This is a genomic window from Psychroserpens sp. NJDZ02, from assembly GCF_004843725.1.
In the GTDB taxonomy this organism is placed as follows: Bacteria; Bacteroidota; Bacteroidia; order Flavobacteriales; family Flavobacteriaceae; genus Olleya.
This window is the reverse complement of record NZ_CP039451.1, coordinates 3,383,811-3,404,376: the sequence shown is the minus strand read 5'-3', so window position 1 is coordinate 3,404,376 and position 20,566 is coordinate 3,383,811. Positions and strand designations below refer to the sequence as shown.

General features: G+C 32.9%; 18 protein-coding genes. 10 read left to right on the top strand and 8 right to left on the bottom strand.

From position 1 onward, the window contains the following. Positions 1-5 precede the first annotated feature (5 nt). Positions 6-578: a GNAT family N-acetyltransferase gene (locus E9099_RS15045; protein WP_136584357.1), complete on the top strand. Its 573-nt coding sequence runs from the start codon at positions 6-8 to the stop codon at positions 576-578. A 45-nt stretch (positions 579-623) separates the two neighbouring features. On the opposite strand, the gene E9099_RS15040 is transcribed toward E9099_RS15045, so the two are convergent. The 3 genes from E9099_RS15040 to lon all read right to left on the bottom strand — a co-directional run bounded on the left by E9099_RS15040 (position 624) and on the right by lon (position 5,531). Beyond that, on the bottom strand, positions 624-1,331 hold the full coding sequence (locus tag E9099_RS15040; protein ID WP_136584356.1) for a hypothetical protein: 708 nt from the start codon (positions 1,329-1,331) through the stop codon (positions 624-626). Between the two features lie 74 nt (positions 1,332-1,405). Continuing rightward, a complete protein-coding gene (porQ, locus tag E9099_RS15035) occupies positions 1,406-2,428 on the bottom strand; it encodes a type IX secretion system protein PorQ (protein ID WP_136584355.1) in 1,023 nt (340 codons plus the stop codon). A gap of 655 nt (positions 2,429-3,083) precedes the next feature. Further along, positions 3,084-5,531: an endopeptidase La gene (gene lon / locus E9099_RS15030; protein ID WP_136584354.1), complete on the bottom strand. Its 2,448-nt coding sequence runs from the start codon at positions 5,529-5,531 to the stop codon at positions 3,084-3,086. A 299-nt stretch (positions 5,532-5,830) separates the two neighbouring features. Here lon and E9099_RS15025 point away from each other — a divergent pair, with 299 nt between their 5' ends. The 9 genes from E9099_RS15025 (at position 5,831) to E9099_RS14985 (ending at position 12,829) form a co-directional block, all read left to right on the top strand. Continuing rightward, positions 5,831-6,385 (top strand): RNA polymerase sigma factor, encoded by a 555-nt coding sequence (locus E9099_RS15025; RefSeq protein WP_136584353.1) that lies wholly within the window; start codon positions 5,831-5,833, stop codon positions 6,383-6,385. Between the two features lie 5 nt (positions 6,386-6,390). Further along, on the top strand, positions 6,391-6,942 hold the full coding sequence (locus E9099_RS15020; protein WP_136584352.1) for a hypothetical protein: 552 nt from the start codon (positions 6,391-6,393) through the stop codon (positions 6,940-6,942). Further along, positions 6,926-8,008: a hypothetical protein gene (locus tag E9099_RS15015; RefSeq protein ID WP_136584351.1), complete on the top strand. Its 1,083-nt coding sequence runs from the start codon at positions 6,926-6,928 to the stop codon at positions 8,006-8,008. The genes E9099_RS15020 and E9099_RS15015 overlap by 17 nt, the downstream gene beginning before the upstream one ends. A gap of 27 nt (positions 8,009-8,035) precedes the next feature. Beyond that, complete coding sequence (locus E9099_RS15010) at positions 8,036-8,770, top strand: head GIN domain-containing protein (protein WP_136584350.1); 735 nt, start codon at positions 8,036-8,038, stop codon at positions 8,768-8,770. 100 nt (positions 8,771-8,870) lie between these two features. Then, positions 8,871-9,233: an adenosylmethionine decarboxylase gene (speD, locus tag E9099_RS15005; protein ID WP_136584349.1), complete on the top strand. Its 363-nt coding sequence runs from the start codon at positions 8,871-8,873 to the stop codon at positions 9,231-9,233. 3 nt (positions 9,234-9,236) lie between these two features. Continuing rightward, positions 9,237-10,037, top strand: coding sequence for an ion transporter (locus E9099_RS15000; RefSeq protein WP_136584348.1), 801 nt, complete (start codon positions 9,237-9,239; stop codon positions 10,035-10,037). Continuing rightward, complete coding sequence (locus E9099_RS14995; protein ID WP_136584347.1) at positions 10,037-10,516, top strand: DUF4178 domain-containing protein; 480 nt, start codon at positions 10,037-10,039, stop codon at positions 10,514-10,516. Before E9099_RS15000 ends, E9099_RS14995 begins: the two co-directional genes overlap by 1 nt. Before the next feature lies 1 nt (position 10,517). Next, positions 10,518-11,282, top strand: coding sequence for a hypothetical protein (locus E9099_RS14990; RefSeq protein ID WP_136584346.1), 765 nt, complete (start codon positions 10,518-10,520; stop codon positions 11,280-11,282). A 5-nt stretch (positions 11,283-11,287) separates the two neighbouring features. After that, on the top strand, positions 11,288-12,829 hold the full coding sequence (locus E9099_RS14985) for a polyamine aminopropyltransferase (protein ID WP_136584345.1): 1,542 nt from the start codon (positions 11,288-11,290) through the stop codon (positions 12,827-12,829). Here E9099_RS14985 and E9099_RS14980 read toward each other — a convergent pair. The 5 genes from E9099_RS14980 to glgB form a co-directional block, all read right to left on the bottom strand. Continuing rightward, on the bottom strand, positions 12,826-13,596 hold the full coding sequence (locus tag E9099_RS14980) for a hypothetical protein (protein WP_136584344.1): 771 nt from the start codon (positions 13,594-13,596) through the stop codon (positions 12,826-12,828). The genes E9099_RS14985 and E9099_RS14980 overlap by 4 nt on opposite strands. Before the next feature lie 33 nt (positions 13,597-13,629). Further along, the gene (locus E9099_RS14975; RefSeq protein ID WP_136584343.1) at positions 13,630-15,018 is read right to left on the bottom strand and encodes an MFS transporter; all 1,389 of its coding nucleotides are present in this window, start codon (positions 15,016-15,018) and stop codon (positions 13,630-13,632) included. Positions 15,019-15,106: 88 nt separating this feature from the next. Further along, a complete protein-coding gene (locus E9099_RS14970) occupies positions 15,107-15,940 on the bottom strand; it encodes a M48 family metallopeptidase (RefSeq protein ID WP_136584342.1) in 834 nt (277 codons plus the stop codon). Positions 15,941-16,067: 127 nt separating this feature from the next. Further along, positions 16,068-18,473 (bottom strand): glycoside hydrolase family 31 protein, encoded by a 2,406-nt coding sequence (locus E9099_RS14965; protein ID WP_136584341.1) that lies wholly within the window; start codon positions 18,471-18,473, stop codon positions 16,068-16,070. A gap of 182 nt (positions 18,474-18,655) precedes the next feature. After that, the gene (gene glgB / locus E9099_RS14960) at positions 18,656-20,563 is read right to left on the bottom strand and encodes a 1,4-alpha-glucan branching protein GlgB (protein ID WP_136584340.1); all 1,908 of its coding nucleotides are present in this window, start codon (positions 20,561-20,563) and stop codon (positions 18,656-18,658) included. Positions 20,564-20,566: the final 3 nt, after the last annotated feature.

The window sequence follows — 20,566 nt, the reverse complement described above, 5'->3', positions numbered from 1 at the left end:
CAAAAATGACAGCTCCTACACTTGAAAACCATCGGGTAAAATTAATCCCTTTAGACTTAAGTAATTATAAACACTTAACTGAAATTGCTACGGAACACCATTTAATTTATTATTCTCCAAACGGCATTTCTACCCCTGACAAACTTAAATCTTATGTGCAAACCGCTGTAGACGGCTTTTACCAAAATACGACTTTACCTTTTATTATTTTTGACAAAGAAAAACAAGCCTATGCTGGAAGTACCCGTTTTGGTTTAATACATAACAAAAACAAAGTCCTACATATTGGCTGGACTTGGCTGGGACACGATTTTCAAGGCACCGGTTTAAATAGTCACATAAAGTTTTTAATGCTGCGTTATGCTTTTGAAACCTTAAATTTTGAAAAAGTAGAATTTAGAGTTGACGAACGCAATGTTAAATCAAAAAAGGCTGTTGAAAAGCTAGGCGCTACTTTAGAAGGTGTTTTACGTCAAAACACGGTTATGAATGATGGTTTTAGACGTAATACCTGTTGTTATGGGATTTTAAGAAGTGAATGGGATGCTATAAAAGCTACTGTTTTTGAAGCATTTTAAGAGCCACTGTACCATGTATTATAATCAAGTTAACCAATACAGTGTTTACTTTTTAATCCATCCTAATTTAGAATACCCCTCACTCTTTTCTAAGATAACTAAAAGCCAATCCTTTTTTTTACTTAGTACAACAACCTGTTGTCCTGTTAGTTTATCTATATGATTTCCAATAATTGCTTCGCCTGTACAGACATCTTTTCTTTGTGTATCATCTACCACAGGAGAACTTCTTAAAATCCCTGACAACGACCTATAGACTAATGTATTAGTCAGCTCAACGTTTGTATCAAAATGAAATGACAGTCTCTGTTTTGTTACTTTAGAGTTGTTGGCTATAGACACTTCTATCAAATCTGAATAATAATCACAGCCCATATTATCTTTGATAATAATGAGTTTAGTTTGATTAGCTGTTTTTGTTATTGAAAGCAACTTTCCTGGATAATTATGAACTACTTTAAATCCATTGTTACTATTTAAAAATATAGCAGTCTGAAAATACGGCTGACAATACCCCGAGTATATTAAATCTTTTAAGCCGTCATTATTGAAATCTTGTACATGCCAACCTTTATCTGATTTACTTTCTGAACATAAAAAAGATGGCAAAACTAATTTTGACAAGCCCGTCGAATCCTTTATGAATTCAATTCTATTCTCTAATATATCAAACTTTGCCTTAAGGTTGTTTAAATCTTGTCCAAATGAATGTAAACAACATACAAGAGCAATTATAGTTACTAAATATTTCATTTATAAATAATTAAAATTTAAAACATCATACATTAAATACAAGTAGTATTTAAGCAAAAAAACAGGTTTTAAAATTACTGTAAATCAATATGTAATCCAAAGAAGTTAGCATTACTTGCTGCTGTGTATTTAGCGTGAGTATAACTAAAACGTAACTTATTTATTTTGATTCCAAATCCTACTGATAAACCAGAAAAATTACGCTGATCAACAATACGCAACTCTTCAGCACGTCTAAAGTTATATCCTAACCTTATATTAAACCCTTTATCAGGAAATAGCTCTGCACCAATAATTGTATGTCGCATAACATTGTTTAAAAAGCCTATTTTTTCTTCTGTTTGGTTGCCTTCAAGATCTGTCGTTGCTCTTGCAGGATTAGAGACTGCTATTGGCCATTGTTGTAAGTTTTCAAACGTTAGGTGCCAACGTATTGGAACATGCTCTAATGTTTGAGATAACCCTAGAGTAATATCTAAAGGTAAACTTTCGCGTTGTCCAGCATAAGTTGTTATTTGTGTTCCTAGATTTCTGACCACTAATGCTGCTTGAAAATCTAAATCGTCATCAACATACATTAACCCTAAGTCTGTTGCAATACCAATAGAACTATATTGTTCTAAAGTAGAGGTAATAAACTTTATATTACTTCCAAAGTAAAAGTCTGAATAACCAATCTGTAATGCGTATCCTAAAGACAGTGCGGCTTCTGTACCTGTAAATGTACCTGTAGGCACCCCGTTTTCATCATAACCATCAAAATCACCATAATTAATATAGGTCATCCCTGCATGTAAGGTTTGTGTGTGCCTGTCCCATGAATAAGCATAGGCTGCTGTCCCATAGGTAATACCTCCTAAATAATTACTGAAATTTAAGGCCAATTGATTATCCATTTCTGGATTAATAGCGGCTGGATTATATAAGCCCTGCGTGACATCGTAGTCTATATTAGTTAAAACCTTACCTCCTAATGCCGCTTGGCGCGGTGATGATACTAAGTTCAAAAATTGATAAGTGGATTGCCCTCCCAATTGCGCATAACTATACGTGCAAGAAAGTAATATTAAAAGTAGGACAATTTTATTTTTAAACATCGTTTGCAAAGTAAATAAATCTACTTTAAAACGCAGATAAAGTAAATTTATTTTTTACGTCAATTTCAGCTTTTATTTTGACTTCTAAATATTGACATTTAAATTAGTCAACAGCGTCCTTTTTCTAACTGTAATCTTATACACCCTAGCTAAATTTATTTAAATACAAGCGCTTAACTACAACTAGTCTTTAACACTTAACGTTTTCGTTTACAATAATTTATTTAAAAAAAAGCATATGCATATTGTATAAGTCTCAAGGTTATAATTGCACGATGGTCTCCAAAATATTAAATTATCGAACTACTTGAGAATACAGAAATACAAAACATAATTTTAGTTATACCTGCTGAAATTTAAGTTTTTGTGCTTGATAAGTAGAAATAGTACTACAAACTCACTCACTTGATATTGTTTCCTACACGTCTAAAGTCGTTTCTACATACCTACCAAATACATATTAGCCCGCTTAAATAAAACATGGGATTTTATGCAAAAAAACTCTATTATTCTTAATAAATTAAAGAATAATAGAGCTTAGTATTTCATTGTTTTTGAGACAAATCCTCATATTAAGAATGCCTCATCTTACACAAATATTGAACTTAATCTAAATATTACAGAACATATTTTGACTATTTCTTATTTAGGCGTCTTATAATTTTTTTGCGTTTTTAACTTTTTGGTCAGTAATAGCAATATCAACAACCTCCAACATGTCTGAAACATAATGAAATGTAAGACCAGTTAAATATTCTGGCTTGATCTCTTCAATATCTCTTCTGTTGTCTTCACAAAGTAATATGTCTTTTATTCTTGCACGTTTTGCAGCTAGTATCTTTTCTTTTATTCCACCAACGGGTAAAACTTTTCCACGAAGTGTAATTTCTCCAGTCATCGCTAAGCTCTTTTTGACTTTTCGTTGTGTAAATAACGACACTAAAGATGTTAACATCGTCACACCTGCACTTGGTCCATCTTTTGGAGTCGCACCTTCTGGCACGTGGATATGTACATTATATTTATCAAAAACATCTGGATCAATACCTAATTCTTCAGCATGTGCTTTAATATATTCCATAGCTATCGTAGACGATTCCTTCATCACCTTACCTAAGTTTCCAGTAATGTTAAGCGATCCTTTTCCTTTAGATAAAATAGACTCGATAAATAATATATCACCTCCTACTCTAGTCCAAGCTAATCCCGTAACAACACCTGCTACATTATTGTTTTCGTATTTATCACGTTCTAATTTTGGACCTCCTAAAATCTCAATAATATCCTCGTTAGATATTTTGATATTATAGTCTTGCTCCATGGCTATATTTTTTGCTGCATAACGCACCATTTTAGCAATTTGCTTTTCTAAACCACGCACACCAGACTCACGAGTATATCCTTCTACAATTTTCTCTAATTGAGGTTTTGCAATTTTAATATGCTTGTCTGTTAAACCATGTTCTTTTAATTGCTTAGGTAACAAGTGACGCTTTGCAATTTCCACTTTTTCTTCAATAGTATACCCTGTCACATTAATAATCTCCATACGATCTCTTAACGCTGGCTGAATTGTATTTAAACTATTAGTCGTTGCAATAAACATAACCTTAGATAAGTCATATCCCATTTCTAGGAAGTTATCATGAAACTCCGAATTCTGTTCTGGATCTAAGACTTCTAATAACGCAGAAGAAGGATCCCCTTGATTAGAGTTAGATAACTTATCAATCTCATCTAAAACAAAAACAGGGTTAGACGTTCCTGCTTTTTTAAGACTCTGTAATATACGCCCTGGCATTGCACCAATGTATGTTTTACGGTGTCCACGTATTTCTGCTTCGTCACGTAAACCACCTAAACTCATACGCACATACTCACGTCCTAAAGCTTCTGCAACAGACTTCCCTAAAGAGGTTTTACCAACTCCTGGAGGTCCATATAAACATAAGATTGGAGACTTCATGTCATTACGCAGTTTTAAAACTGCTAAATGCTCTATGATTCTTTTTTTAACATCGTCTAAACCATAATGGTCACGATCTAATATTTTTTCGGCACGTTTTAAATCAAACTTATCTTTACTAAACTTACCCCAAGGTAAATCTAGAAACAAGTCTAAGTAATTACGTTGTATAGAATACTCGGCAACCTGAGGATTCATACGTTGTATTTTTGCTAATTCTTTTTCAAAATGTTCTTTTACTTTTTTGTCCCATTTTTTAGTCTTAGCACGTTTTTTCATCGCTTCAATTTCTTCAGCATTACCACCACCTAATTCTTCTTGGATGGTTTTTAATTGCTGATTTAAGAAATATTCGCGTTGTTGTTGATTTAAATCACTCTGTACTTTAGACTGGATATCGTTTTTAAGTTCCAATTTCTGGAATTCGACATTCATAAAACGTAACGTTTCTAAAGCTCTTTCTTTTAAATCGTTAATTTCTAAAAGTGCTTGTTTTTCGTCAACAGACAAATTCATGTTTGACGACACAAAATTGATTAAAAACGCATCACTTTTAATGTTTTTAATAGCAAAAGTAGCTTCCGTAGGAATATTCGGGCTATCCTTTATTATTTGTACAGCTAATTCTTTAATAGAATCTATTATTGCTGCAAACTCTTTATTTTTCTTAGCAGGAGTCGCTTGAGGCACTTCCTTAACTGTAGCTTTAATATAAGGTTCCTCAGTAATTACCGTATCAATTTCAAAACGTTTTTTACCTTGTATGATAACGGTTGTGTTACCATCAGGCATTTTTAAAACTTTCAAAATTCTAGCAACGGTACCGACTTGATGTAACTCTTTAGCTTTTGGATCTTCAACATCCTCATCTATTTGAGAGACTACTCCAATCACTTTTTCGCCTTTATTAGCGTCGTTAATTAATTTGATAGACTTATCACGTCCTGCTGTAATAGGTATTACAACACCAGGAAACAATACGGTATTACGCAATGATAGAATTGGTAACGATTCTGGTAATTCTTCTTTTGCTATTTTTTCTTCATCTTCAGGCGTCATTAAAGGTATTAACTCTGAATTTTCATCAAAATCCTGTAATGACAAACTGTCAAGCGATATAAAGTTAGATTTTTTCATAGATATATATAAGTCATAATGTCACGTTAAAGGTTTCACCTAGACTATTATTTTTTAAAAATTAAATTTGTTTTTTTAGCTATCACATTGATTTACTTAACACTAGCAATATACAATAACACATTTACACTATTAAAAATTCAATTAATGTGCCACTTTTTAAGTTTCTAGTTTCAAAGTGACTACTATTCACTTGAAAGCAATACAATACTAATAAATAAATAAAATTTAAATTATTTTTTTTCAAAAACTGTAACAAACTGTTTTAACTTTCCTCTTTATATAAAACAAACCATTTTTTGACACTAACCAAACACAATATTGAGCAGCTTATAACACTTTGCTTATCTGGTAACCAATTAGCACAATTGGAGATTTACAACAGATATTACAAAGCGATGTACAATACCTCATTTAGAATTGTGAACAATAGTTTTGAAGCCGAAGATATTATGCAAGAGTCTTTTTTGACTGCATTTATAAAGCTAAATAAACTAAAAGAAATAAGCACATTTAGTGCTTGGCTTAAACGTATTGTTGTTAATAATAGCATCCATGCGTTTAATAAGAATAAAAAAAACGAGGATGTTGCATTGGATGATGTATTGTATAAAATTGAAGACCAACAAGGCTTAGATACAACCACTGAATTGCCATCCGTTAAAGTAAAACAAATTTTAGACACGTTACATACGCTTAAATCTAATTACAGAATTGCCTTAACCTTAAATTTAATTGAAGGTTATGATTATGAAGAAATTAGTCAAATTATGGACATCAGTTATGCTAATTGCAGAACAACAGTCTCTAGAGCTAAAGACAGTCTAAGAAAAAAATTAGAACAATTAAACTAATTGTTATGAACGATACTATAGAACAGTTATTTAAAAAATTAGACCATCAATTTGATGTTGAAACGCCTACGTTAGGACACCAACAGCGTTTTATGGACAAATTAAACGCTTCAAAAACAGACCTAAAAGTAACTAGTAGTAAATCTACTTATTGGAAACCTTTACTTGCTGTTGCCGCCTCTATTGCTTTAATATTAACCATTACTTTTAATTTAAAGCCTGATACTGCAGATAAAGATTTAGCAAGTATCTCACCCGAATTAGCAGAAACACAAAGTTTTTTTGCAAACACCATTACGTTTGAATTAAACAAACTTAATACCGTAAAAAGTCCAGAAACGGAACAACTTGTAAATGATGCCCTATTGCGATTAGGACAATTAGAAAAAGAATACAAAAATTTAAAATTAAACTTAATAGAAAGTGGCGAAGACCAACGTGTTATTTACGCTATGATTACCAACTTTCAAAACAGAATAGATTTGCTGCAAAGCACGCTTTTACAAATTGAAGCGATCAAAACATTAAAACAAAACAATTATGAAACTACTATATAAATTAACCCTGTGCTTATTGCTTCCGCTATTTGCATTCTCTAATACTGGCAATTGGGATGGCAAACACACCAAAAAGAAAATAATTACCAAGGAGTATACTGTTAACGATGATGCAACACTTAAAATAGTCAATAAGTATGGTAATGTAGATATTATAACGTGGACGGGAAACACGATAACTATTGAAGTTACGATAACTACTAATGGGGATGATGCAGATGAAGTTACCAAAAGAACAAATGAGATAGATGTTGAATTTTCTGCTAACTCAAGTTTTGTATCTGCCGAAACCGTTATTGGTAAAAAGAAAAAAAATGCTTGGTGGAATTGGTCCGACAACGATAATGTTAATATGAAAATTAATTACGTCGTTAAATTACCAATTACTAATAATGTCAATTTAAATAATGACTACGGAAATATCACCATTGACACCTTAGAAGGTCATGCCGAAATCCATTGTGACTACGGTAAAATTACCACTAAAGAGCTACTTGCTGATAATAACGTCATCTATTTTGACTACACCAATAATAGTTATTTTGAATACATCAAAAGCGGAAAAATAAATGCAGATTATAGTGGTTTTACCGTAGCAAAAACTAAAGACTTAAATATTACAGCAGATTATACTAAATCTCTTATTGAGATCGCAGAGAAAATAAACTACAATTGCGATTATGGTAGTTTACGAGTAAACAAACTTAACAGTATTTCGGGTAACGGAAACTATTTGACTGTTGTTCTAGGTGATGTTTATAAAAGTGTGAATTTAAATGCGGATTATGGGTCCATTAAAATAGGAAAAATGACCAAAAATGCCAGAGACATAAATATCGAATCTGATTATGTGGGTATAAAAATCGGAATAGATCCTGAATATGCTTTCGATTTTGATATCAATTTAGAATACGGTGGACTTAATGGGCAGGACGACTTTGAAATAGAAACCAAAAGCATCAATAATTCCGATAAATATTATTCTGGTTATCATTATAAAAAGGGCTCTGGAAACTTAATAAAAATAAACTCAGAATACGGAAGCGTGTCTTTTGAGAAAAAATAATCAATTAATAATACAAAATCAATCAACATGACAACATTAAAACAAACCTTAGTATTAGGACTTACTTTGCTAATATTTACCTCTTGTAACGCACAATGGGGCAATGGAAAAAAAATTAAAGGAAACGGAAACGTCACAACTATTACTAGATCGACTTCAGATTATGATGCTATTAGATTAGCCGGTTGGATGGATTTTAAATTAGTAAAAGGTACAGAAGGTAACATTACTATTGAAGGCGAAGAAAACTTATTAAACTATATCATAACAGAAGTTGAGTCCAACAGTTTACTTATTAAAATCAAAAACAATATCAACTTAAAACCAAGCGGAAGCAAAACGATCACAATCACTATTCCTTTTGATGACATTGACAAAGTGTCTCTTGCAGGATCCGGAGATGTATCGTCTAACGCAACTATAAATTCTAATAATTTTGAAACTAAAGTATCAGGATCTGGCGACATGACTTTAGATATAAAATCTATTAACGTGGACGCTACCGTTACAGGATCAGGAGATCTAACGTTAACAGGACATACCAAGAACTTAGAGGCTAGTGTTACTGGTTCTGGAGATTTTCATGCCGGACGCTTACAAGCAGATAATGCACAAACTAAAGTTACTGGATCTGGAGGAATTGTTGTTTACGCCAAGGATAACTTAAAAGCAAAAGTAACTGGCTCTGGAGATATCGAGTATAAAGGTAATCCTGAAAAAGTAGACAAAAAAGTAACAGGATCTGGAGATATCAGTAACTAGTTTTTCTATTTCTAATAATAAATTCAAAGGATTTTACAAGTAATTGTAAAATCCTTTTTTTGTCATAAAGTTTTTAGCTTAAGAATATTATATTTGAGCCATGCAAAAAAGCTTAGGATATCAAACTACAGTAGATTACTATAATTGTAATAGAGACACCATTAATTCTGTTGCATCAATAACTCGGATTTTAGAAGAAGCCGCAAAATTGATGAAACTAAACATTGTCAATACAACCATTCATCAATTCTCCCCTATTGGTATTAGCGGTGTAATTGTAATTAAAGAAAGTCATATAGCCATTCATACTTGGCCAGAGCACAACTATGTCGCTTTAGATTTTTTTACGTGTAGCACATTTAATGACCTTGAAGATGGTATTTTATGGATCAAAGAGCAATTTGAATCTGATAAAGTAGAACAGCAATTTTCACAAAGGGGTTTCTTAAACAAAATGAAGTAAACTATGAGTTTGAAGAAAAAAATAGCTAAGTATTTTGATGACGAAAAAGGAAATGCTAAAGGCGAAGACTTATTAGATTATTTTATTTCGGTATTAATCCTAATTAATGTATTAGCTATCATATTAGAATCTTATAAAGAGATTTACACAACTTATAAAACCTTTTTTACATTATTAGAGCTTTTTACAATTATCGTTTTTTCTATTGAATATGTCGTTCGTGTTTGGGTATCTGATTTAATCTATCCTACTCTTTCCCCTACTCGAGCACGTCTAAAATATGTTTTTTCCTTCATGGGACTAGTAGATTTAGCGTCCATATTACCATTTTACCTTCCATTTATAGTCACCTTAGATTTAAGAATAGTAAGACTATTACGTTTATTCAGACTATTAAGAGTTTTAAAATTAAATCGAAATTTCAAGAGTTTAGCAGTCATCCGATCGGTAATAGTTAAAACCAAAAATGAAATATTAGTCTCTGCTATTTTAGTATTTATATTATTAATAATAGCATCTACATTAATGTTTTATATTGAAAATAAAGCACAACCAGAAGCCTTTGAAAATATAGGGCAATCCCTTTGGTGGGCAGTTGCAACATTAACAACCGTAGGATATGGAGATATTTATCCCATCACAGGACTTGGTAAAATAATGAGTGCCGTTATTGCCTTATTAGGTATTGGTTTTGTAGCCTTACCAACCGGTATTATTAGTTCCGCCTACATCGAAGAAATTAGAAGTCAAAAGCAATCAGAAAAATGTGTTTGTCCACATTGTCATAAAGAAATCAATAACTAATGTTTGGAAATAAAAAACAACATCCCTTAAATAAATTAAAAGTAGGTTTTTCATTTAATTTATTTAAAAACACTTGGACTATCATTGAGGTTGGAGAGTATAGCTGGGACACAGGAAATATGAGTGTCGAATATACCATAGAAAATGGATCGCAACGCGCTTATTTAGAAGTCGAATTTTACCGCGGTGAATTTGAAGTTATTTATAGTGAAGAATTGCCTTTAGGAACTATTGATTTAGATGACATTATTGAAGATGGCTTTTTTAATTTTGAAGGCAAAGATTACAAATTAGATGAAACCTATTCAGGCTCATACCGAAATATGACTACTTTTACAAGTACAGAAACCTTAACTAGTTATCAATTCTATTATAAAGACGATTGTATTACTATTGAAAGATGGAGTGACGGGAGTATTGAGTCTTTTTTCGGAAAAGAAATCAAACCAAAAAAAATAACCAACATTAACACCTTATAACATGACAAAAAGATTAATATATGCTGCTGTTTTTAGCCTACTAGCCTTTTCTTGTGGTAATGCAGACAAAGAAGTAAAAAAAGTAACCGTAGAACCTTCTCAGGCGATATTGAAAAACACCTCTAAAAATGATTTTTCAGTCATACTTGATGATATGACTATTGAAGAAACTGAAAATCAAATCATACACAAACACAAATACAAAGTATTGGAGTTAAAAAAAGATTCGTTGTACAGCACTAAAAAAGATTGGGCTGTTGTCAATCAAGACTTTTTCTCTAGTCATAAAAATGATCTAGGAATGGAAATTTTATCGCGTCATAATGGTAAAATATCTACATTAGCGCAACCAGAAGGTTATGGTTGGGCCATTGGTAATACGGCTCATGGTGAGTGGGAAGAAACAACACAAGACTCGACTGGAAACACTAATTCAGGAACAACACAAAGACGTTGGAGAACACACTCTACTAGTCCTTTTTTCTGGCTATGGTTAGGCTCTAGACGAAGCTTTTTTAGAAATGATTATAACAATTACAGAACCTACAATACCAGCGGTAGAAGTTACTATGGTCAAAATGGTAACAATACATATACTCATGGAACAAGAAGTAACTATCAGAAAAAGACAAGAGCTCCTTTTTTCTCAAGAAAAAGTAAAAACGCATCACGTTGGAATAATTTAGATAAAAGAACAAGCAGAAGTTCTTCTAGATATAAATCAGGATCTTCTACAAGATCTAGATCAGGAGGAACAGGAAAATAGAGGCTTTGAAATATACTAAAAAACAAAAATCTACCGCTTTAAAAGTCGCATTATTCGCAACTGGTTTAAGCGGTATAGTGGCAGAATACATTCTATCCACGTTGGCTTCTTATTTTATTGGTAACGCCATATTGCAGTTTACATTAATAGTTTCCATCATGTTATTTGCCATGGGATTAGGTAGTAGACTCTCTAGACTATTTACCGGTAATGTCATATTATCTTTTATAGTAACAGAATTAATACTTTCTGTTTTTATATCCTTTTCAGCCATTATTTGCTACTTATTTTATGGATTTACAGATTTCTCTTGGTTAATTATTTACCTGTTTTCGATATTAATTGGTCTATTAATTGGTTTAGAAATTCCTTTAGCAACACGTATAAATGATGAATATGAAGAGTTAAGACTCAACATTTCTAACATACTTGAAAAAGATTATTTTGGAAGTTTAATCGGTGGTTTATTTTTCGCTTTTGTAGGTTTACCTTATTTAGGACTAACCTATACGCCTTTTATCCTCGGTTTTCTTAACCTAAGCGTCTCCTTTTGGTTATTTATGGTACTAAAAGAAACTTTTTCTAAAAAAACCAAAAAGATTTTAGTTACAACCTATATTATAGTGACTACCTGTATTGGACTTGGTCTTTATTTTGCTAACCCTATTGTAAAATACGGAGAGCAAGTAAAATACAAGGATAAAATTGTATTTACTAAACAAACCAAGTATCAAAAAATTGTTATCACTAAATGGAAAGATTGGCACTCGTTATATATTAATGGAAATCAACAACTCTCTTCTTTTGACGAGTTTATGTATCACGAACCTATGGCGCATGTAACGATGGGTTTGGCTCCTAAAAAAAGTAATATTTTAATTCTTGGCGGTGGTGATGGCTGTTTAGCTAGAGAACTTTTAAAATATAACGACGTTAACGCAATAACACTAGTTGATTTAGACCCTGTAATGCTAGCATTAGGTAAAGACAACACTATTTTTAAAACACTAAATAATAACGCCTTAAACAGTCCAAAAGTAACCACTGTGGCAGATGATGCTTTTTCTTTTTTAGAAAGAAACCCAGCACTTTATGACGTTATATTTGTAGATCTTCCTGATCCAAACAATGTCGATTTAAACAAACTATATACTAAAGAGTTTTATTATCTATGTAAAAACAAGTTAACTGATAGCGGGTTAATGATAACCCAATCAGGAAGCCCTTATTACGCTACAAGAGCCTTTTATTGTATTGAAAAGACTATGAGAGCAGCACAATTAAATACTATTCCGTTACACAATCAAATTTTGACATTAGGAGAATGGGGTTGGATAATAGGTAGTAAAAACAAGATAACGACAAAGCAAGTTCATGATGTAGATGTTTCTAGAATATCGTCCTTAAAATGGCTTAATAATAGCTCCTTAAGCCTTTTGACCTCTTTTGGAAAGCCATTAGCTGATACGACAAATATAAAAGTTAACACTATTTTTAACCCTAAACTATATACTTATTATAAAGAAGGGAATTGGAACTTATATTAATTACAATTTAACCCATCAAAGATAACTTGAATACTTCCATTTGCATCACCACAAACAGTAATCTGATTTTGTAATGCTGTTTTATAAGCATTACATAAACCTGCATTAGTCGTGTCATTATTATAAGCGTTTTCTGCTAACGATGTAGCATCCATAGCGTCAGCACAACTCGTATTAGTTGTTGTTACTCGACTCCAAATTGAGGTCGCTGTAACCTCAGCAGTCGTAGATCCACCACCAGGAATTGTAGTTGTTTCCGTTGTATCTTGAATAAACGTTAAAGTTTGTCCATTATCAGTAATACTAAAATCTAATGTTTGTTCACCTTGCGCTTGAGATAAATCCATACCTTGAAATTCTAAGGTAAAAAAGCCACCATTTACAGTCATTTCAGTACCATTAACAGTATAACTTCCCGAACCACTAACATCATCTAAAGATAAATCCTGCATACTGTTTTGACCATTAACAGTCGAATTGACATTGTAACCATAATTTCCTGCTGCATTAAAAGTATTAGCTGCCGTAAATGTCATGTTATAATTTGTGTCAGTACTTTCAATAATGGTATTAGACTCTACGGTTGTACCATTAACTTCTCCAGTATTGCTTATTGTATTATTAAAACTTACTAAAGTCCAAGCACCAACTATTGAAGAAGAAGAATCTTCTCCATCAAGACCCGAAAACTCACCTTCTAAGGCTTCATTTTCACAACTAAACAATACTAAGACTAAGGATAATAATGGAAGTAATATTTTTTTCATTTTAAAAAATTTTAGATTATAAACTTAAGACAATTAATTTAATTCCCTTTCTTTAGGAACTCTAAACAGTAAAATAATTCCTAATAAAAAGAACACAAATAAAAACAAAATAGCGTTACGCATACTTCCTGTTATTTGATCTATGGTAGCAAAAATAACCATCCCTATTACGATTCCTATTTTTTCCGCCACATCATAAAAACTAAAATAAGACGTTGTGTCTTCTGTTTCTGGTAAAAACTTAGAATACGTCGATCGTGCTAAACTTTGCACGCCTCCCATAACTAAACCAACAAACCCAGCAGCTAAATAAAACTGCATAGGCGTTTCCATAAAATAAGCATAGAAACACAATAACATCCAAACGATATTTACAATAATAAGTGTTTTAATATTCCCGAATTTAGATGAGGCAATGGACGTCAAGAATGCACCGAGAATAGCCACCAACTGAATAACCAATATACTGACAATTAAACCTTGTGTTTTAGCATCTGCCCCTCCCCAAGCAATTTCTTCCTCTCCAAAATACACCGCAACCAACATAATGGTTTGTACTGCCATACTAAACACAAAAAAAGCGATTAGGTACCGTTTAAGTCTTAGATCCTTCTTTAACTCAATCCAAACCAACCTCAACTCTTTTAGACCATTAAAAACAATTGCTCTAGTTACTTTATGTCCTTTTGAAACTCCTTTTGGTAAAACATAAAACGAATATTGGCTAAACAACATCCACCACAAACCTACGGTAATAAAAGAGATGCGCATGGCTTCAAAAGAGGCTGCATTTTTAGCTTTAGTCAATGCTTCAGTTATTTGTACTTCTGTACCTGTATTTCTTAGCGTTTCTGAGATACTAATATCAAACCCAAACCAATCTGGCTTCATAACCATTGCAAGATTTAATAGTAATAACACAACACTACCAACATACCCCATACTAAATCCCTTAGCACTAATACTATCCTGCTGTTCTGGATAAGCTATATCAGGTAAATATGAGTTATAAAACACCAAACTCCCCCAATATCCAATTAGTCCCATAAAGTAAAATAATAAGCTAATATGGATAGACTCGATACTAAACCAGTATAAACCAATACATCCAATACTACCTACGTAACAGAAAAATTTCATGAAATTTTTCTTATTCCCTACATAATCTGCGATACCCGATAATATAGGAGATGTAAATGCAACAACCAAAAATGTAAATGCAGTCACATACGTTATTAATGCAGTACTTTTAAAGACCATTCCAAATGCAGGCACCGTTTTTTCTACTTGGGATACAAATAATGCCGAATAAAAAATAGGAAATATCGAAGATGCTATTGTTAGCGTATAAACCGAATTTGCCCAATCATAGAATGCCCAAGCATTAAGTAATTTTTTACTTCCTTTTTCCAAATGTGCCATTTAATAGTTGTTAGTTAGTGCTTAAAAATACAAAAGCTGCTCTATAAAAGAGCAGCTTCGAAAGAAATTAAATATTTTTAGAAGTAACTTAGTATTTCCCTAAAGGTCTAAAACTAGAAACTCCAAACTTTTTTGCTTCCACTTTAGCAGCTGGTGCTAATGCTGTTAAATTATCAATACGTGTTTGATTTGCAGGGTGAGTACTTAAAAACTCAGCTGGTGCTTCTCCTCCGCTTGCTGCCGCCATACGTCTCCATAAATTTGCAGCTTCATCTGGATTATAACCAGCAATAGCTGTTAAATATAATCCTATTTCATCTGCTTCTGTTTCATGACTTCTACTAAAAGGTAACATTCCTCCAACATTAGAGACAATTCCATAAGACTGATTAAAAATTCCTAATTTTTTTTCATCATTTGCCAATGCTACATTACCTGCAACAGACAAACCTTGTTGAATCATACCAGCACTCATACGTTGTTGTCCATGATTTGCTAATGCGTGTGCAACTTCATGCCCCATAATCGCAGCAACTGCAGATTCGTTTTCGGCAACTGGTAAAATACCTGTGTAAAATACAATCTTACCTCCCGGCATACACCATGCATTGACAATATCCTCATCAATTAAGTTATATTCCCATTTATAATCATTTAAATAGCCTTCTTGTCCATTAGCTTTTAACCAACGTTCTGCAGCAATTGCTATACGCTGACCAACACGCTTGATCATTTCAGCACGTGATGTCCCCGTTTCTACTTTACTTTCTGTCAATACTTGATTATATTGCGCAAATGAAGAAGGAAATAATTCCGTATTAGACACAAATGCAAGGGTCTTTTTTCCAGTAAATGGATTAGTCGCACAGGACAAAACCATAACTAATATTAATGCTATAACTACTGTATTCTTAAATTTCATATTTAGTATTGTTTATTCTTTTATAAATCTACAAAAACTTAGCCACAATTAACCAACGACCGTATTTTTGATATTAACAACATCGATTAACATCAAAAATAGTCTTTGAAATGCAGTATAAATGAAATTAGTTCCCGATTAAATGAATTTCAGAAAACTTTTTATCAATAACCATAGACACCGTTCCATTTACTTTTAAATGCTCCAATGAGATGATTTCATTATCAATTTGAATCTCTTTTATTTGAAATGGTAAACCATGAATATTTAACTTAAAGGTCTTGTACGAGGCTTCATACTTTCCTTCTTTATGTTGCTGTATAATTAACTCGTTAGCCTTACCTGTTAATTTAAATGTTCTGAAACTATAACGACCTTTAGTATAATCATAACCATCATGAGCATCATCATACAACTCAGAAACTTCTTTACCTAATTTATAATAGACTTCCAACGTTAATTCTTCTATTTCAATTTCACCAACATATTGTTGCACAGGAAACTTAGGAATAATTGCTCCTTCTTTAATAAACATTGGCATACTATCTATTTCGGCATCTACCCATTTTTCTTTACCACCTTCCACATACTCATCGGTCCAGAAATTATACCAACTTCCTCTTGGGATATACATTCTGCGTCCTTTTGCATTTGGCTCTTGAATTGGACACACCAATATTTGATTTCCGTAAACAAACTCATCTGTTCTATAATGCGTTTGTTGGTCTTCTTGATCGAATAAAACTAGTGATTGTAATAATGGTGTCCCGTGTTCTATCAGCTTCCAGAATGCGGTATATAAGTACGGTAACAGTTGGTAACGTAACTCAATAAATTTTCTAACAATATCAGTAACATCATCATCAAAAGCCCAAGGTTCTTGATCGCCATGGTCTCCTGAAGAATGCACACGACAAAACGGATGGAATACACCTAACTGGATCCAACGCGTATATAATTCGCCTTGAGGCTGCTCCGCAAAACCACCAATATCACTTCCTGCAAAACTAAAGCCTGACATCGCCATACGTTGCGCTTGGATATTTGCAATACTTAAATGTTCCCAAGTGGCTACATTATCTCCTGTCCAAGTAGACGTATAACGTTGCGTTCCGGAATACGCTGCTCTGGTTATAACAAATGGACGTTTTGGGTAATTAAATTTTTTCATTCCATGATACGTTGCTCGCGCCATTTGCATACCATAGATATTATGTGCTTTTCTATGACTACAACGGTTACCATCATAATCATGTCTAACATCATCCGGAAATGTTTTGTTTGGTACTTCCATAACTGCAGGTTCGTTCATATCATTCCAAACCCCTTGCACACCAATATCTTCCACCAACTCTTTAAATAAACCTGACCACCAATCTCTCACTTCTGGTTTAGTAAAATCTGGGAAGTAACACTCGCCAGGCCATACTTTTCCTTTCATGTAGGGTCCATCAGCACGTTTACAGAAATAGTCTTTTTCTAATGCTTCCTTAAACACAGAATACTCGTGATCGATTTTAATACCTGGATCTATAATCGCTACGGTTTTAAAACCATCATCCAATAACTCTTTCACCATACGTTTAGGATCCGGAAAATACTCCTTGTTCCAAGTAAAGCATCTAAAGCCATCCATATAATCAATATCCAAGTAAATGGCATCACATGGTATTTGTAGTTCTCTAAACTTGTTTGTGATTTCTTTGACATTAGCTTCTGGATAATAACTCCATTTACATTGATGAAATCCTAACGCCCAAAGTGGTGGTAATTGGTGTGGTTTTCCGGTTAAATCCGTATAACTTTCTACCACATCATTCATTTTAGGTCCGTAGATAAAATAGTAGTTCATCTCGCCTCCTTGTGCCCAAAAACTGGTGACATTACGTCTTTCCTGACCAAAATCGAAATACGTTCTAAAGGTATTATCAAAGAAAATACCATAGGCTTTGTTATGATGTAATCCTGTAAAAAACGGAATAGCTTTATAAATTGGATCTGTTTGTTTTCCAAAGGCATAAGAATCTGTTACCCAATTTTCAAAACGTTTTCCTTTTAAATTTAAATGTTCTGGTTTATCTCCTAATCCAAAGTAGCTCTCACGGTCATTTATGGTTTTACTCATTTTGACAATGTTACCACCATACTCATAGCTTTCTTCCCAATGAAAACCAATTTCATCTTCATTAATTAAGGTATTATCCTTAACATCATAAATACGTATTCTTAAATTTTCTTTCGCAATTTTACACAATAATTTAGACGTGATGATATGGTATTCTTCTTCATTTTCTATAATCTCTAAATGATTATACCCTTTGCTAGCATATTTAGTAATAGCATAGGAAAAATCATTATCAAAAGTACCTGTGGTTGTATACCTAAATCGTAAGACACTGTCTCTAAAAACAGTTAATTGAAGGACCACATTATTATCTGTTGAAAAATATAACGTATCGACATCTTTTTTAAAAGAGACGAACTTTGATGGAAACAAGTTTCCTTTTTGTTCTAATTCGGTATTTACAATCATAATTGTATATTATATTTAAAGTAAAAAAACGGAAAATTACACTGTTATGAAAACAATGAATACAGTTATTATTACAAATTATTAACTATAACGTTTTCGATATTAAAAATTATTAAAACCTTTATTATCAGTAGGTAAAATTGAGAAATCAATAGCTTTTATAAACTGATTTATTTTGAATTTTATTGATATTTAAAAGCAACCATACCTAAAGGTGGGATTATGATTTCTACTGAATGCTTTCTAGAATGCCACAATTTTGATTCCGATGTTAAATGCTCATTTCTAAAATCTCCTGTTCCAAAAAATGGTTTATTATCACTATTGAAAATTTCAATCAACGCTCCTTTTTTAGGCAAACCAATACGATAGTTTTCTAAAGGCACAGGCGTCATATTACAAGCAATAATTACATTATCCTTTGGTTGGTTTCCTTTTCTTATAAACACAATAACAGAATGCTCTGCATCTCCATAATCTATCCACTCAAAACCGTCATGAGAAAATTGCTTTTGATATAATGCAGGTTCTGATCTATAAAATGTATTTATGGCTTTTATAAAATTACTAATCCCTTTATGCGATTGATATTCTAATAAATGCCAATCTAAGCTGGTTTGAAAGTCCCACTCTTCACTTTGACCAATTTCTGCCCCTTGAAATAATAGCTTTGTTCCTGGATGTGTAAACATATAACTGTATAACAATCTCAGGTTTGCAAAACGCTGCCACTCGTCTCCTGGCATCCGTCCTAAAATGGATTTTTTGCCATAGACAACTTCATCATGACTTAAAGGCAACATGAAGTTTTCTGTAAACGCATAGGTTAAAGAAAAAGTAATATCGTTTTGATGGTGTTTTCTATAAATAGGTTCTTTTGCAAAATACTGCAATGTATCATGCATCCATCCCATCATCCATTTCATCCCAAACCCTAAACCACCTAAAAAGACTGGTTTCGAGACTCCGGGAAATGCGGTGGATTCCTCCGCTATCGTTTGTACATCTGGAAAATTACTATAGACAGCGACGTTTAACTCTTTCATAAACGCAATAGCGTCTAAATTTTCTCGTCCGCCGTAAATATTAGGTTCCCACTCGCCTTCTTCTCTACTATAATCTAAAAATAGCATAGATGCTACAGCATCTACACGCAATCCATCGGCATGGAATTGCTCAAGCCAAAAAATAGCATTACTTATTAAAAAGGACTTCACCTCGTTACGTCCATAATTAAAGATTAAGCTTTTCCAGTCTTGGTGATAGCCTTTTTTCTTATCTGGATGCTCATACAAGCAAGACCCATCAAAAAACCCGAGACCATGTGCATCTTCAGGAAAATGTGAGGGTACCCAATCTAATATAATTCCGATGTCATTTTGATGCAGTTTATCGACTAACAGCTTGAATTCTTCAGGATATCCAAACCGTGAGGTTGGCGCAAAATAGCCTGTAATTTGATAGCCCCAACTTGGATCATACGGAAACTCCATGATTGGCATCAACTCTACATGCGTAAAATTCATACTTTTGACATAATTGACTAAGTCTTCTGCCAACTCTACATAAGATAAAAATCGATCCTCTTCAATCTGTTTTTTCCAAGATCCTAAATGAACTTCGTACACAGAATACGGTGCATTTAGTGCATTTTTGGCTTTACGAGAAGCCATCCATTTCTCATCTTTCCAACTATAGTCATCTTCCCAAACTATGGATGCAGTGTTTGGATTATGTTCACAACGTCTAGCATACGGGTCTGCTTTCTCTGTTACAATACCGTTATTATTACTTTGTATTTTGTATTTGTACGTATGTCCTTTGCCTACATTGGGTATAAATCCTTCCCAAATACCACTTTCGTCCCATCGCACATTTAATAAGTGTTCGCCTTCTGTCCAATAATTAAAATCTCCAACTACAGAGACTTGCTTAGCTGTTGGTGCCCACACAGAAAAATAAGTACCTTTTACTCCATTTACAGTCCTGATATGCGATCCAAATTTTTCGTATAACTTATAGTGTTCTCCGGACTTAAAGAGATTAATATCAAAATCTGTAAACAAACTAAATACTGTTACATCTGCCATATA

Bases quoted from the DNA above. Each gene is read 5' to 3' on its own strand.
- E9099_RS15045 (WP_136584357.1), top strand. From the start codon at position 6: ATGACAGCTCCTACACTTGAAAACCATCGGGTAAAATTAATCCCTTTA.
- E9099_RS15040 (WP_136584356.1), bottom strand. From the start codon at position 1,331: ATGAAATATTTAGTAACTATAATTGCTCTTGTATGTTGTTTACATTCA.
- porQ (WP_136584355.1), bottom strand. From the start codon at position 2,428: ATGTTTAAAAATAAAATTGTCCTACTTTTAATATTACTTTCTTGCACG.
- lon (WP_136584354.1), bottom strand. From the start codon at position 5,531: ATGAAAAAATCTAACTTTATATCGCTTGACAGTTTGTCATTACAGGAT.
- E9099_RS15020 (WP_136584352.1), top strand. From the start codon at position 6,391: ATGAACGATACTATAGAACAGTTATTTAAAAAATTAGACCATCAATTT.
- E9099_RS15015 (WP_136584351.1), top strand. From the start codon at position 6,926: ATGAAACTACTATATAAATTAACCCTGTGCTTATTGCTTCCGCTATTT.
- E9099_RS15010 (WP_136584350.1), top strand. From the start codon at position 8,036: ATGACAACATTAAAACAAACCTTAGTATTAGGACTTACTTTGCTAATA.
- speD (WP_136584349.1), top strand. From the start codon at position 8,871: ATGCAAAAAAGCTTAGGATATCAAACTACAGTAGATTACTATAATTGT.
- E9099_RS15000 (WP_136584348.1), top strand. From the start codon at position 9,237: ATGAGTTTGAAGAAAAAAATAGCTAAGTATTTTGATGACGAAAAAGGA.
- E9099_RS14995 (WP_136584347.1), top strand. From the start codon at position 10,037: ATGTTTGGAAATAAAAAACAACATCCCTTAAATAAATTAAAAGTAGGT.
- E9099_RS14990 (WP_136584346.1), top strand. From the start codon at position 10,518: ATGACAAAAAGATTAATATATGCTGCTGTTTTTAGCCTACTAGCCTTT.
- E9099_RS14980 (WP_136584344.1), bottom strand. From the start codon at position 13,596: ATGAAAAAAATATTACTTCCATTATTATCCTTAGTCTTAGTATTGTTT.
- E9099_RS14975 (WP_136584343.1), bottom strand. From the start codon at position 15,018: ATGGCACATTTGGAAAAAGGAAGTAAAAAATTACTTAATGCTTGGGCA.
- E9099_RS14970 (WP_136584342.1), bottom strand. From the start codon at position 15,940: ATGAAATTTAAGAATACAGTAGTTATAGCATTAATATTAGTTATGGTT.
- E9099_RS14965 (WP_136584341.1), bottom strand. From the start codon at position 18,473: ATGATTGTAAATACCGAATTAGAACAAAAAGGAAACTTGTTTCCATCA.
- glgB (WP_136584340.1), bottom strand. From the start codon at position 20,563: ATGGCAGATGTAACAGTATTTAGTTTGTTTACAGATTTTGATATTAAT.